The sequence below is a fragment of the Mycobacterium sp. 852014-52450_SCH5900713 genome (assembly GCF_001667075.1).
GTDB lineage: Bacteria > Actinomycetota > Actinomycetes > Mycobacteriales > Mycobacteriaceae > Mycobacterium.
In genome coordinates this window covers 28,098-41,662 of sequence record NZ_LZIL01000066.1, presented here as the reverse complement: position 1 = coordinate 41,662, position 13,565 = coordinate 28,098, and the positions used below count along the sequence as shown (strand labels likewise).

General features: G+C 68.4%; 12 protein-coding genes. 2 read left to right on the top strand and 10 right to left on the bottom strand.

Annotation, left to right across the window (positions count from 1 at the left end):
• Positions 1–2 precede the first annotated feature (2 nt).
• A complete protein-coding gene (locus A5773_RS20060) occupies positions 3–548 on the bottom strand; it encodes a DUF4383 domain-containing protein (protein ID WP_066953439.1) in 546 nt (181 codons plus the stop codon).
• A 385-nt stretch (positions 549–933) separates the two neighbouring features.
• Between A5773_RS20060 and A5773_RS20055 the strand changes: the two genes are divergently transcribed.
• Positions 934–1,605 carry a DUF6629 family protein gene (locus A5773_RS20055; protein ID WP_082948311.1) on the top strand — a complete coding sequence of 224 codons (672 nt, stop codon included), beginning with the start codon at positions 934–936 and terminating at the stop codon, positions 1,603–1,605.
• A 17-nt stretch (positions 1,606–1,622) separates the two neighbouring features.
• Here the strand turns inward: A5773_RS20055 and A5773_RS20050 are convergent, their stop codons facing one another.
• The 9 genes from A5773_RS20050 to A5773_RS20010 form a co-directional block, all read right to left on the bottom strand.
• Positions 1,623–3,410: an acyl-CoA dehydrogenase family protein gene (locus A5773_RS20050; protein WP_067792272.1), complete on the bottom strand. Its 1,788-nt coding sequence runs from the start codon at positions 3,408–3,410 to the stop codon at positions 1,623–1,625.
• 10 nt (positions 3,411–3,420) lie between these two features.
• The gene (locus A5773_RS20045) at positions 3,421–3,867 is read right to left on the bottom strand and encodes an FHA domain-containing protein (protein ID WP_066953433.1); all 447 of its coding nucleotides are present in this window, start codon (positions 3,865–3,867) and stop codon (positions 3,421–3,423) included.
• Positions 3,864–4,328 carry a hypothetical protein gene (locus A5773_RS20040; RefSeq protein ID WP_066953431.1) on the bottom strand — a complete coding sequence of 155 codons (465 nt, stop codon included), beginning with the start codon at positions 4,326–4,328 and terminating at the stop codon, positions 3,864–3,866. Before A5773_RS20040 ends, A5773_RS20045 begins: the two co-directional genes overlap by 4 nt.
• A 108-nt stretch (positions 4,329–4,436) precedes the next feature.
• Positions 4,437–4,943 carry a hypothetical protein gene (locus A5773_RS20035; RefSeq protein WP_066953429.1) on the bottom strand — a complete coding sequence of 169 codons (507 nt, stop codon included), beginning with the start codon at positions 4,941–4,943 and terminating at the stop codon, positions 4,437–4,439.
• A 158-nt stretch (positions 4,944–5,101) separates the two neighbouring features.
• A complete protein-coding gene (locus tag A5773_RS20030) occupies positions 5,102–8,299 on the bottom strand; it encodes an arabinosyltransferase domain-containing protein (protein ID WP_067792269.1) in 3,198 nt (1,065 codons plus the stop codon).
• Complete coding sequence (locus A5773_RS20025; protein ID WP_067792266.1) at positions 8,296–11,622, bottom strand: arabinosyltransferase domain-containing protein; 3,327 nt, start codon at positions 11,620–11,622, stop codon at positions 8,296–8,298. The genes A5773_RS20030 and A5773_RS20025 overlap by 4 nt, the downstream gene beginning before the upstream one ends.
• 67 nt (positions 11,623–11,689) lie before the next feature.
• Entirely contained in the window at positions 11,690–12,313 is a 624-nt protein-coding gene (locus A5773_RS20020; protein WP_067263083.1) for a maleylpyruvate isomerase family mycothiol-dependent enzyme, read from the bottom strand.
• A complete protein-coding gene (locus A5773_RS20015; RefSeq protein WP_066953607.1) occupies positions 12,310–12,768 on the bottom strand; it encodes an SRPBCC family protein in 459 nt (152 codons plus the stop codon). The genes A5773_RS20020 and A5773_RS20015 overlap by 4 nt, the downstream gene beginning before the upstream one ends.
• Positions 12,769–12,788: 20 nt before the next feature.
• A complete protein-coding gene (locus tag A5773_RS20010; protein ID WP_066953419.1) occupies positions 12,789–13,115 on the bottom strand; it encodes a helix-turn-helix transcriptional regulator in 327 nt (108 codons plus the stop codon).
• A 96-nt stretch (positions 13,116–13,211) separates the two neighbouring features.
• On the opposite strand from A5773_RS20010, the gene A5773_RS20005 reads away from it, so the two are divergent.
• On the top strand, positions 13,212–13,562 hold the full coding sequence (locus A5773_RS20005; RefSeq protein WP_067263086.1) for a hypothetical protein: 351 nt from the start codon (positions 13,212–13,214) through the stop codon (positions 13,560–13,562).
• Positions 13,563–13,565 lie beyond the last annotated feature (3 nt).

The window sequence follows — 13,565 nt, the reverse complement described above, 5'->3', positions numbered from 1 at the left end:
AGCTAGGCGGCCGGACCCGCCGGCGGCGTGGCCGGCTCTGTGCGCTGCCCGGTCTCAGTGCCCCGGCGCGGGACCCAATCCGGCCCCTCCAGCGCGTCGGGGATGAGCCAGTACAGGACAGCAAAATTCGCCACCGCCAGCACGCCGTGCAACACGATGTCGCGCGGTTCGAAGCCGAGCGGTCCAGGCGTGTGATGCGTCGCGAAGATCGCGCCGATGATCACCAGAGCCACGAAAACCAGTGAGCTGAGCGCAGTTACGGCGACCGCCGCGCGGCGCTGGACCGCGCCGAAGACGGCCAACACCCCAAACCCGAACAGTAGTGCGCTGTGCCAGGGTGTCAACGCGAGTCCCAGCAGCGGGGCGCCGACGGGCGGGGCGTGGGGATGGACGCCGGCGGAGACGAACCCGGCTGTGCCCAGAGCAATCAGCAGCAAGCCATCGGCCAGTAGGTACCACCGGCCACTTCGGAAGTGGCTCGGGTTGCGGCTGATCAGGCGTAGCTCGGATGTCAAACGCCCCATGGGGCCTTGGGTGACAGGCGACATTGCTCAACCTTCCCGGCGCGGCGGAGGCGTGCTCGCAGTCGGCGTAACGGGCCTTCGGGTCTCGTCGACTACCACGCCCGGCGTGGTCGTCGGCACATGCAAGACGGTGTCAGACAGATGGATCATCTCCGTTCGGCAGTGGCGCTGAGATCGCCGATGGGTAGCCATCGGCGACCACATGGTGCTCGTTTTGCGTCTCCGCACCCGGTCTTACCCACTCCGTACCCGGACACGCGCTGCCCGCGAAACTCTCAGCGATGTCCCAGGTGGCAGGCAGCCGTTCGAGTGGCGTGGCGGCAGTGTGGGCAGTGACCGAGCGCGAGTTGAGTTCCACACGAGTTGCGCGCGCAAGGCCCATGGCAGCATTGGCAATGTGTGTTTCTCGATGACGGCTGACCTGGTGGCAGGGACCGCGTTGCTGCCCGTGGCCGCGGTGTCACTGCGAGAGGTGAAACACCCGCGGGAGCTGCCGTTCGCGCTGCTGCCGACTATCTTCTCCCTGCACCAGTTCATCGAAGCTGTCGTATGGGCGGCCAAGGACGGTGACCGGTCCGTCGGCGTCGCACATCTGGCGGTTCTGGCGTATGTACTGATCGCCTTCGCGTTGTTGCCGACGTACGTTCCGCTGGCGGTGCTACTTCTCGAACCGAAGGGGGCCCGGTTACGAGTGGCGCCGTTCGTGTTGCTCGGTGTCGTCGTGTCGTCGTACCTCGCCTTCGCCGTCCTGGCCAATCCGGTCAGCGTGCGCAGGCTTCCACATGCGTTGAGTTACCACACCGGCGTCGAGAACGGCGCTGTGTGGGCGGTGCTCTACATCGTGGCTGTCATCGGGGGGGCGGTGATGTCGGGCTATCGATCGATCGTCGCTTTCGGATTGCTCAACCTGGTCGGGCTGATCGTGGTCGCCGTCCTCTACACCCGGGGGTTCGCATCACTGTGGTGCGTCTACGCTGCGGCGGCGTCGGTTCTGGTTCTGCTACACATGGTGCGCCGCAGGCGCTTACCCGACCCGCATCGCTACCACGGTGTGCCGACGCGTCCGCTGATACCCCACTGAGGCCCGACGAATCACTGTCAGGGGTCGACCGTCAGCGCGCCGTCGATCAGTTCGTCGAACCGCTCCAACGCCTCGTCGCAGTCGGCGTCGATGCCGCGCAGCGCGCCGCGGTCGGCGAGATACCGCTGCGCGTAGAGCCGGGCGACCAGCGCCTTGCGCTCCCCGCCGCGGATGGCACGCTCCCAGGCGGCCTGCTCGGTGAGCAGCGCCGCGGCGTACACGTCACCCATGAATTGGGCCAGCGGGAACAGCCGCGCCTCGGCGACGTCGCGGTCCAGTTTGGACCATGCCGTAATCGCCGCATCCAAGTCCTCGATGCGCCCCGCGACCAGCCTGGTGGTGTCGTCGTCATCGGAAACCGACACCGCGTCACGCAGCCGCGCCAACAACGGCTCATGGGCGCGGGTCTGCTCGATGCCGCGCCGCACATCCAGGCAGAGGATGTTGTCGGGCCCCTCCCAGATGGTGTTCACCTGCGCGTCGCGCAGCAGCCGGGCCACCGGCCAGGTCTCGATATAGCCGTTGCCGCCGTGGATTTCGATCGCATCGGACGCGGCGGTGATCCCGAGCCGGCAGACCTTGAGCTTGGTGACCGGCACGGCGATGCGCTGCCGCATGCTGCGGGGCTGGCGATGGTTGGTGGCACCGGTGCCGTCGAAAACCATCGCCTGCGCGGCTTCGACGTCGACGACCAGCTCGGCGAGCTTGCGCCGCATCAGCGGCTTGTCGATGAGCGCGCCGCCGAACGCCTGCCGCCGCCGGGCGTAACACAGCGACTCGACCAGGGCGCGGCGCGCGTTGCCGAGCCCGAACAGGGCGATGCCGAGGCGCGCGGCGTTGGTCAGCTCCATCATGCGGCCCAGCCCCTTGCCGTCCGACGGTCCCGCTTGCCCTGCTGAGCCGCTCGCCTTCTCGGACAGCAGAAACGCCTCGGCGTCAACGAATTCCACCTCGCCGGAGGCCACCGATCGGGTGCCGAGCTTGTCCTTGAGACGGCGCACCCGCACCCCGTTGCGCGACCCGTCGCGGCGGGTGCGCAGCACCAGGAAGTTGGCGATGCCCCGCGACGAGTCGGGTGCGCCCTCCGGCTTGGCCATCACAACGAACGCCTCGCCGCCGCAGTTGGACGCAAACCACTTGAAGCCGTTGAGAATCCACGCGTCCCCAGCGCGGGTCGCCGTCGTCTCGAGCGCACCCAGGTCCGAGCCGCCGGTGCGTTCGGTCAGCAGTTGCGCCGTCTCGCCCGCCCACTCGCCCGAGGCGAACTTGGCCAGCACGTGCTCTCGCACGTCGGCCGGCGCGTACCCGGCCACCAGCGACTGGACCATGCCGCCGCCGGTGCCCAGCGCGCAGCCCATCCCGATATCGGCCTGGTTGAGCAGATAGTTGGACGCGAACAGGCCCAGGCCCGAGCTCACCTTGGCGGCGCGCGCGTCGTCGCGCAGGGCCTGCTGGGCATCCAGGACCGCGCGCTTGGACTGGGTGAAGGAGACCGGCATGACGACCTGGCTGACGTCGTGTCCCCAGCGGTCGTAACGCTCCAGCCGGGGTGGGTTGCGGTCGGTCTCCTCCGCCCATCGCGCGACCGGACCGCCCATCAGCTCGCCCATGCGCACCAGATGCGGCTCTAGGACCGCCAGTTCATCCGGCTGCAGGTAGTACGCCATGGTGAACTGCAGGGTGGGATCGGTGCGATACCAGTTGAGACCGACGGCCCCGCGGTAGTTTTCGGTTTGGTAGCGCTGCGATTTCTCCTCCGTGGAGAAGGGCAGCCTGTCCACCGCCTCGACGGCGTAGTCGCTCATGGGAGTGACGCTACGCGCCCGTGAGGAAAACCAGACGTACCCTGCCGATCTGGATTTCATCACCGTTGGCCAGCACCGCCGAGTCGACGGGCTCCCGGTTCAGATAGGTGCGGTTCATGCTGCCCACGTCGACGACGCGGAATTGGCCACCCTCGCTACGTATTTCGGCGTGCCGACGGCTGACGGTGATGTCGTCGAGGTAGATGTCGCTTTCGGGATGCCGGCCCGCCGCCATGACGGGTTGGGTCAAGGTGAACCGTGCGCCGGCGTTGGGCCCGCGCGTGACGACGAGCAGCGCCGAGCCCGGGCTCAGCGTCGGTGTGTCCTCGAGCGCCGCGGCGGCGGCGGTTGCCGGCGCGTCGAACTCGGGCGGCACCGCGGTGCCGATGTCGCCGGTGAGTTCCTCCGAACCTTCGCGCTGCGTCGGCCGGTTCGGCGTAGACCCGGTGTCGCTCACGCGGCTCGCGGCAGATCCGGGCTGGCCGCGGCGCCCTGCGACGTCGGCCGCGTCGGTGCCGGTGCCCAGCCGACGTAGGTCAGGTACACACCGACAACGGCGAAGACGACGCACGCCGCTATCCACCAGGCTTGCGCGCCGATCATGTCGTTGGCCAGCGAGGCGAAGAACTTGGGGAAGGCCACCAGCAGCAGGCCCCGCAACACGATCAGCCAGCCGAGCAGGGAAACGATGGCCGCCGCGGCGCCGCGCCAGTTCTGGTGAGCGGCGACAATGGTCAGGCCGAGCAACAAGATGAAGGCGCCGGTGACGAAGGTCCACATCGAGTTCGCCTCGAACTGCGACAGCAGCGATTGCATGTCGGACGCGCGCGCCACCGCCGTCACATCGACAATCACGAGGAAGGGACCGAGCACGCGGGAGAAGAAGCGTGTCGTCTGCGACTGTTGTGGAACGTTCATTGCCGTACCTCTCATGCGGCGCCGGTCATTCGGCGATCTCCTTTATCGGAGCACTTGACCGCGGCGTCGAGATAGGGACTTATGGCACTCCCTGGCAGGGAGGGGGGCTTATACCGGTGCCACGAACTCGGACGTGTAAAACTCCGCCGGATTCTGCGAGTTCGGGTTGGACCGCTCGATAATCACCCACACGCCAGTGGTGCCGGGCCGAATGGTGTCTTGGACGGTCGCCGTTCCGTTGCCCGCCGGGTCGATGTCCATGCCGGAGAAGGCGGTGCCCGGATCACCCGGCCCGCAGGGACTCGACGACGGCCGCGGCATCTGGATGAGCCCGACGTCGAAGTGGGTGCCCGGCTCGGGCTCGTCGTACAGGTGCACCTCGGCGACCGCTTTTGACCCGGAGGTATGGATCTGGGCCGAACCGGTGCCCAGCCCGGGCCGGGGCACTTTGGGGGCTACGCCGACGCGGCTGAAATCGCAGCGCCGATAGTAGTTGTCCAGGGCTACCGTGGTGCCGCCCTCGGCGGCCGCCTTGGTGTTTTCGAGCGCCGCCGCCGGGGTGATCACCACGGTGATCACCGCCGCACATGTTCCGAGTCGTGTCAGCGCGTGCATGGGGGGCCACCTATTGGGTCCGTGTGAAGTGGATCACAGCGGACTGAGTATTAACCCGAAATCGGCGGAATTAAACCCAATGCGGACAATTACTCGACCGTTAATTTAGGCAGCTATTTGGCGGCTGACTAATTAAAGGCGATGCATTTATAAAGCAGCTAAGGCTTAATGCGGATCGGCCCGGGGGACCACCACCCGCTGCGGGTCGCGGTGCCGAGGTCGAGCCGCGCGGGTTGCGCATCGGCGATGGTGTCGAACTTGCGCAGCGATCCCCAGTCGCGGCCCCAGTCGTGGGACAGGTAGGTCGACATCACATGGGCGCGCAGGAGCAGATCGGTGATCCCAAGCAGACCGCCGTTGACCCCGTCCTGCCAGGTGTCCGTGTCCTGCTTTTTGGCGTTGTAGTCCGGAGTGATCCGGAACTTGGGGATCTCGGTGACGCCGTTGACGTGCAGCATCGGCTGCTGGCAAGGGAAGGCCAGTCCGACCGCCCAGTCCATCAGCACCGGCTGCGTCGAGCCGACGTACTCCTGCAACGAGCGCAGCTCCGGAACGCGCGGCGGGGTCAGGGCGATCCAGTCGTCCGGCGTGAGGGACAGGTCCTCGGCGACCACCCGCACCGCGACGGCGTCGGTCGGCATCTGGGAGCGCGCGAAGCGCAGATTCCGCCATACCTTGGGTTGCTCGCCGTACAGGTCATAAGGCACCAGGCGCCCGGCCGGAAGCACGGCGCCGCCGGGGCCGGGCTTGCCGAATTCCAATTCCACGGTCTGCCCGTTGGTGTGGTGGTGCAGGATGCTGTTGCCGGCGATCGTGCCGGCGGCGGTCACCACCACCAACGGGTGTCCGGCGTCGGCCTTCGGCAGTTGGTACCACGCCGAGGTCAGCTTGCTCTGTTGTTGCGCGCCGCTGGTGTAGCTGCCCGCCAGCGGCACCTGATCGGGGTTGAGGCCGTACGGCAGCGGCACCGTCGACCCGTTGACACCCGGCGTGCTCAGCTTGGTCGGCGCATCCCAGTCGTAGTCGGTTCCGGGCTGCGGCACCGACGTCTCCTTGACCGACTCCGCGAGCGTGCGATCCGGTACCCCGTTGGGGGTGAACCCGGTCGGGTTGACACCCCCCAGCGGGCCCAGCGGGCCGTAATTGTCGGGCAGGGCCGCCATGAAGCCGGCGTTGCTGTCCGGCTCGACGAGCACGTCGTCGGCCAGCCCGCAACCGCCGCTGAATTCCCGCAGGTTGTCCCAGGCGTTGGAGTAGGTGGGGTACTGGCGCACGATGCCGGCCGTCATCGACGCGATGAACACCACCGCCATGAATCCCGCTGCGACGGGGATGGGCGCCGCCGTCACCAGCCGCGCCAACCGTCCCTCGCCGCGGCTCCTGGACGCGAAGTGCAGGTACATCGCCCACAGGGCGGCGATCGCGAATAATGCGAAAAAGATTGTGCTGATCGTGATTCCACCGATTTTCGGCATGCTGCTGTTAAACGGCACGCCATAGCTGGAGACGTACCACCAGCCGTTGGTGGTGGCGAAGCACAGCGCCAAGATGAAAAGCACCGCCGCCAAAAACGCCATCCGGTTGCGCGACCAGCGCAGCACCTCATGTGACACCAGCACCGTCGTCAGCGCGGCCATCGCGGCCCCCACCGCCGCGAACAGCCCGAAGTGGTGCACCCACTTGGTGGGCGTGAACATCAGGAAGAACATGGTGCCGAAGATGACGCCCATCAGTCGCCACGCCGGTCCACGGGCCACACCGGGAACTCGCTTGCGCCGCAACATGATGAACACGGCCGTGAACAGGCACAGCGCGGTGATCAGGAAGCCGAAGCGGCGCGAAAGCGATCCGTCGACGGTGGGCAGAATCAGGTAGTAGTAGCGCAGGTTCTCGGTGTACCAGGCCTGGCTGGGCCCGATGTCGGTGCGAATCCTGGTGGCTTCCAACACCGTTGACAGCGTCTGGTCGGCGAACACCACGGTCAGGATGACCGTTCCGGCGGCCAGCATGGGTGCCACCAGCGGCCAGGTGCCGACCAGGCGATGGCGGCGGACCAGAATGCGCAGGATCGGACGGCCACCCGCGATCAGCGCGGCCACCGCGATCAGTCCGGTGGGCTGGACGCCGAGCGTGAAGGCCGCGGTGATGACCGCCAGCGCCGCGGGCGTCAGCCGGCTGTAGCGCATCGAGCGCTCGATCAGCACATAGGTGATCAGCGATCCGACGGCGATGATGGGTTCGGGCCGCAGGCCGTTGTCGAACGGCATCCAGGCGGTCAACAGGACCATGCCCGCCGCCCAGTTCGCCGCCTTGCTGCGGGCGACCGCGGGCCCCAGCCGGGGCAGCACCTCGCGCGAGAGCAGCAGCCAGCACACGATCCCTGCGATCAAGTCCGGCAACCGCATCCACAGGCTGGCGTCGCTGACATGGGTCATCAGCGCCAGCAGGTTGTAGTACCAGCCGAAGGGGTCCTCGGGGCTACCGAACCAACGGAAGTAGTTCGACATGTAGCCGGCGCGGTCGGCGACCCGGGCCATGCCCAGGATGTAGCCGTCGTCCGACGAGTTCGCCCCGATCACGTGCCACAGCACGAATCCGGAGATCACGGTGACGTCGGCCAGGGTGAACGTGCGCCAGTTCGCCGGGATCAGCCGGCGCATCCGGTGACCGTCCAACTGGTCGAGCCGCCACAGCGCGACCAGCGAGACGATGGTGGACACGATCGCCAGCACCATCGCGACAAGTTTCAAAGTCGTTGGGGTGGTGGAGAACCGGGTGTCGATGGTGGCCGACAGCTGCAAATCCGGCGGGGCGGGGCCGGTCAGGTCGGTGAACACCCCCACGATTTGCGGCCGCAGGTTCGGATCGGGGAAACCGCCGCCGAGCGGTCTGCCCGCCGGATCGTTCAGTCCGACAAACGTGGCGTAGGCGCCCGCCTTCGTAGAGGTGATCTCGATGCGCTGACATTGGGGGGATGCCACCTGGTCACGCGCCGCGCTGGCGATCACCACGTTGCGGTCGGTGACGTCCACGCGCTTGCCGTTGACGACCACGAACAACGCGTTGAGCGCGGCGTCCTTGCCCTTCTTGGGCGCGGTGCTGAGCACGACGCCGCCCTCCGGTGGCAGGTCGCGCGCCACCGAGCACGGCACGGTGACGTGCACGTCGACGGGGGTCAGCGAAATCAGCGGCGCGGTAACGCTGTTCAACTGGCCGTTCTGCGGCCAATTCAGCGTCGCGGTGGTCTGCACGACGGGCAGCAGCGGGGTGGCCACCGACAGGATGAAGCCGATCAGCCCGGCGATCGTCGCGACCCACCGCGTCACCCTCACGTTCTTGACGGTCGTGACGGTCATGGGAGCGCCCGAATCGGTCCCTGCCGGCTCCAGCCGTGCACTGTCATCACACCCTGTTCGATTACGGCGTCCGGCGCCTGATCAGCCGGCACCAACCGGAAGTACTGCTCCACGGATCCCCAGTCCCGATACCAGTCGCCACGCAGATACGTCGCGACCGTCGAGGTGCGCAGCATCGTCTGCAGGAACAGGAACGGCCCGCCGGCCTCACCGGACTGCCACCCGTTCGACGACGACGCCGTTTGTTTGTGGTCGGGCAGGATGCGGTACTGCGGAAGTTCGGCAACGCCAAGGTGTTCGGCGAACGGCCGCTGGCATGGGAAGTTCGCGGCGGTCGCGATGTCCATCAGCACCGGCGTCTGCGATCCCATCAATTGCTGCAGGGTCCGCAGCACCGGAACCCGCGGCGGCGTGAACGCGAACCACTGGTCCGAACTCAGGTTCGGGTCGTAGGCGACGATCCGCGCCACGTTCGCCTCGGGCGGCGCCCAGGTCAGCGGGAATCGCAGATTGCGCCACGCCGGCTCGGGCCCGATGTCGATCGGCTGCACCTCCGCGAGCGGCTGGGTGCTGCCGTCGGGGCGGGCCACGCCCCACTGCAACTTCAGCGACTGCCCATAGGTGAAGGTGCCGTCCTCCTTGTACGACCAGATGGCGCCGGACGCCGAAACCACGACGATCGGACGGTCGCCGGTGCGCGGCGGCAGCTGGTACCAGGCCGAGGTAGCGGTGGCGGCCAGCGAGTTCTCGCCGTAGCTGCCCATCACCGGGGTGCGGGCCGGGTCGAGGCCGAACGGCAGCGCCGCGTGCGAGCCGTTGACACCGGCGGGGCCTTTCCCGCCGGCGGTCCCCGCGGAGTCACTCATCGCGGCGTTCGGCTTGTTCGGTGACGCGTCGGAATTCACCACTCCCGGCTTGGTGACCACCGGATAAGACCTCAGGTCGTCGCCGACGCCATCGGGTTTGAAGCCGACCGGATTGGCGCCGCCGAGCGGGCCGTCCGGGCCGAAGGTCTGCCCGGGCGCCGGCTCGAGCATGCCGGCGTTGGGGTCGGGCTCGGTCAGCACGTCGTCGGCCATCGCGCAGCTGGCGGGCGACAGCCCCGAACTGATGGCGGCCAGATTGGCCTTGCCGGTGGTGTAGAGCGGGTAGCGGAACACCGCGCCCTTGGTCAACGAGGCGACTTCGCCGACCACCATGATGGTCGCGACCACCAGCAGCGGGGTCGACGCCAGCACCCGGTTGCGCCGGCTGTCCTTGACCTCGGTGTGCCCGGCGTAGTCCATGCGGAAGTGCTGCCAGGCGGCCAGCAGGCCGGTGAGGATGGACAGCGTCAAGAACATCGACGTCACGGGGTGGCTGGCGACGACCGGCTGGATGTCGTACCACGGCACCCCGTAGTTGCCCACGTAGAACCAGCCGTTGACGCCGGAGGTCGCGACCGCCAGCACGAACAGCAGGGCCGTGACGTACAGCGTCAGGTTGCGGCGGTTGTGCAGTCCGATCCGCGCCAAGGCGAACGCGGTGACCGCGCCCAGCGCCCCGGCCAGTCCGGCGAAGGCGCCGAACTGGACCGCCCACTTCGTCGGGGTGAACGTCAACAGCAACAGGCCGACCGCCGTGGTGCCGATCAACCGCCAGGCCGGACCGCTGGCCACCCCGGGCACCCCGCCCCGGCGCAGCAGGATGACCAGCATCCCGAACAGGCACAGCAATAGCACCAGGACCGCGAATCGCCTCGCCATCGACCCGTCGGGGTTGGACTCCACCGTCAGGAAGTAGTAGCGAAGCCAGTCCTGGTACCACGCGATCGTCGGCCCGACCTTGTATTTGATCCGCGCCGACTCGGCGACGGTCGCCAGCGTCTGACTGCGGAACACCACGACGGTGATCAGCGACAGCGACGCCCCCAGCACCGCCAGCGGAGCGAGCAGCCCGTCGGTCGCCCGGCGCCGCCGGATCGTCTGGGCGACGGCCCGCGAGCCGGTCAGCAGCGCCGCGACGGCGATCAGGCCCTGCGGCGCCAGCGTCGCGGTGAGCATTGCGACGAAGATGGCGACGGCGGCCGGGGCCAGGCGCTGCAGCGCGATCGCGCGTTCGACCAGGATCCAGGTGACCAGCACCCCGAGCGCGATCAGCGGCTCGGGCCGCAGACCGTTGTTGAACGGCAGCCAGGCGGCCAGGAACACCGCGCCCGCGGTGAAGACGGCCACCCGGTTGGCCGCCAGGCCGCCCCTGCCGGGCCCCAGCCTGCGCAGGATCAAGTGGCTGATCACCAGCCAGCAGGCGATGCCGGCCAGCGTGGCCGGCAGCCGCATCCACACGCCGGCGGTGCTCACCGACGCCAGCCTGGACAGCACCCCCAGGTACCAGTCGAACGGTGCGTCCGTCGTGCCGAAGTAGCGGTAGTAGTCGGCGATGTAGCCGCCCTTCGGGGCGACCCGGGCGATGGTCAGGTTGTAGCCGTCATCGGACGAGGTGGCGCCGATGACGTGCCAGACCAGCAGCGTCGCGATCACGCCGGCGTCGGCGATCCAGGTGGCGATGCCGACGCGCCGCCACGAATTCCAGCGCGCACGGGGACGGTACCGGGAAAGCCAGGCGATCGGGGACTGCCAATTGACCAGCGTGCCGCCGCCCCGACTGCGGCGGTCGAGCGCGGCCAGCGCGATGACGGCCGTCAGGACGGCCAGCGCGCCCACGCCCATGGCGAGCTGTTTGAGGGCGGTTGGGGCCGTGATGAACCGGGTGTCGATGTCGACGCGGGCCGACAGCCCGGGCTGGGCGGGCACCTTCAGGTCCGTGAAGATGCCGCCGACCTCGGGCTTCTTTTCCGAGGGCAGTATCCCGGAGGCGCCGGGCATGCCGACGAACTCCGCACCCGCCGCGCCCGCGTCGGCCCAGGCGTGCAGCACGCTGCAGGCCCCGCCGGCGACCGCCCCGCGCGGCGCGGCCGCGGCGACGGTGTCGCGGAAGGCCACGACCACCAGGTCCTTGTCCGCCCGCACGAACAGCCCGTTCTTGCCGGCGTCCATCCCGCCGGCGGGCAGGGTGGAGACCACCAGGCCGCCGCCGGCGGGCAGGGTGGCGATCGCCGCGCACGGGATGGAGATGTCCAGCGCGCGCGGCGCCCCGGACACCAGGGGCGCGGTGATCTGGGTGACGTGCCCGTCCGCGGTGCCCTGCGGCCACAGCACCGTCGCGGTGGTCTGTTTCACCGGGAGCAACGGAACCAGAACGCACAACAGCAGACCCACGAGGCCCGCGACGACTGCCACCAAGCGAGGGATCCGCTGCGAACGCTGATCATCGTCGTGGGGCACGAGGCTCGATCGTAAGCGAAGCTCCTTTGTCCGCTGAGGACGCGGGGCCGCGCGGGGCCGCGCGGCCTCAGCCGGGGAGCCGGGCGGCCAGTGTGTCCAGGCCCGGGCCGGCGAGGTCGGCGAGCGCCGCGGGGCGGCCGGACATCGCCATCAGCAGCGCCTCACCGGGGCCGGTGACTTCCGGCCCGCGGCCGTGTTCCCAGTCGACGTCGGTGGCGCGCAATCGCAGGCCCCTGATCCGGCGGCCGGCACCGAGCCTGGGGTTGCCCGGCACCAGCCCGAGGACCCGCTCGAGCCGATCGGCCGGCACGCTGCGCGGCCGGCCCAGCGCGCGGCGGATGTCTTGGTGATGGATGGTGCCGTCGACGAGCGCGATCATTCCGCCGAAACCCGCTGTCAGCCCGCGTGGTTGGAGATGAGCACGCAGAAAGTCGAGCAGCTGTCGCGCGCTCAGGCCGGCGAACTCGTCGACACCCACCTGGTTGGCCCGGACGACCCAGCCCTTGGCGAAGCGCTTCAGTAGCGCCAGCGGACCCAGCTCTTCGTAGCTGACCACATGCGCGACAACCTCTTTCACGGTCCACTTCGAGCACAGGCTGGGGGCGTCCCACTGCTGCGGCGTCAGGGTGGCCAGGAAATCCGCCAGGTCGGCCCGCTCGTCGTGGGCCATGCTCATCAGGGTGGCCGTCATTGCCGGGCCCCGGCGAGCAGGCGCGCATAGCGGTCCAGGTACAGCGGCCAGCCCGCGTCACCGTCGACGCCCTCGGCGACGGATTCCCATCCGGGTCCGTGGCGGTCCAGGTGGCGATGTTCGAGATCGACCCGGGTGCGGTCGTCGGACTCGGCGGTGAAGCGCACCTCGACTTCACTGGTTTTCGACTGGTCGGGTTCCAGTTGCCACGTGGGGCCGATATCCCAGGTGAACACGAGGCGGCGGGGCGGCTCGTAGGCCAAGATCCGCGCCCAGCGGCAAACGCTGCCGTCGACGCCGCGGTCGTAGATGTGCCCGCCCACCCGGGGCTCGAAGACCGTTTCGGCGATCGGGACCGAGAGCAGGTTGTGCTCCCGGGGTTTGAAGTCACCGAACTGCTCGGTGAAGACGGCGAATGCCCGCTCGATCGGGGCGTTGACCAAAACGTGGTGCATAACGTTCGGGATCCGTTGCGTCACAGGTCTTCTCCTTTACTCTCGTCGATCTTTCGGGCGTAGCCGGCCAGAGCCTGCGCCCAGAACCGGTCGAGGTCGGCGCGCAATGCCTCGAGGCCCGTCGGGTCGAGTTGATATACGCGCCGGGTGCCTGCGGCGCGGTCGCGCACCAGCCCCGCGCATTTGAGCACCTTGAGGTGTTGGGAGACGGCCGGTCTGCTGACGGGCAGATGCCGCGCCAGTTCGCCGACCGCGGCCGGCCCGTGCGCAAGCCGCTCCAAGATGGCCCGCCGCGTCCGGTCCGCCAGGGCGTCCCAGACATCTCCGTCGGTTTGGTAAGCCGCCACGAACCGTAAGCTTACACTTACCAATGGTGGGCGCCAACCCTGCGATCGGCCGCGACCTTGGGATCGGTAGCGGCCCCGACCGCCTGCACTGGCGGCATGAACATCGGTCACAACGCCAAGCGGATGCTCGCTGGTGCATTGCTTTCGGGCGGCTTCGCCGTCGTCGGTTCGGGCCTGGTCGTGGGAACCGGCCATGCGCAGCCCGCCCCGATGGTGTGCCAGGACCCAAGCCGCGGGCCGAGCCCCACCAACAGCTGCACCTATCAATGGTGCCCGGGCTCACCAGAGCTCAAGAACATGCCGAACTGGGACAGAAACGTCTGCCACCCTTGGTATTTCGATCAGAACAGCCCGGTGACCAATTCGACCATCATCGAAGGTTTTCCACCACCGCGGCCGCCCTCGCCTCCGTGCATCCCGTTCATCAACTGCCTGCCCGGGTTGTGACGG

Excerpts from the sequence above, each read along its gene's own strand:
- A5773_RS20060 (WP_066953439.1), bottom strand. The coding sequence starts at position 548 with ATGTCGCCTGTCACCCAAGGCCCCATGGGGCGTTTGACATCCGAGCTA.
- A5773_RS20055 (WP_082948311.1), top strand. The coding sequence starts at position 934 with ATGACGGCTGACCTGGTGGCAGGGACCGCGTTGCTGCCCGTGGCCGCG.
- A5773_RS20050 (WP_067792272.1), bottom strand. The coding sequence starts at position 3,410 with ATGAGCGACTACGCCGTCGAGGCGGTGGACAGGCTGCCCTTCTCCACG.
- A5773_RS20040 (WP_066953431.1), bottom strand. The coding sequence starts at position 4,328 with ATGAACGTTCCACAACAGTCGCAGACGACACGCTTCTTCTCCCGCGTG.
- A5773_RS20035 (WP_066953429.1), bottom strand. The coding sequence starts at position 4,943 with ATGCACGCGCTGACACGACTCGGAACATGTGCGGCGGTGATCACCGTG.
- A5773_RS20030 (WP_067792269.1), bottom strand. The coding sequence starts at position 8,299 with ATGACCGTCACGACCGTCAAGAACGTGAGGGTGACGCGGTGGGTCGCG.
- A5773_RS20020 (WP_067263083.1), bottom strand. The coding sequence starts at position 12,313 with ATGACGGCCACCCTGATGAGCATGGCCCACGACGAGCGGGCCGACCTG.
- A5773_RS20015 (WP_066953607.1), bottom strand. The coding sequence starts at position 12,768 with ATGCACCACGTTTTGGTCAACGCCCCGATCGAGCGGGCATTCGCCGTC.
- A5773_RS20005 (WP_067263086.1), top strand. The coding sequence starts at position 13,212 with ATGAACATCGGTCACAACGCCAAGCGGATGCTCGCTGGTGCATTGCTT.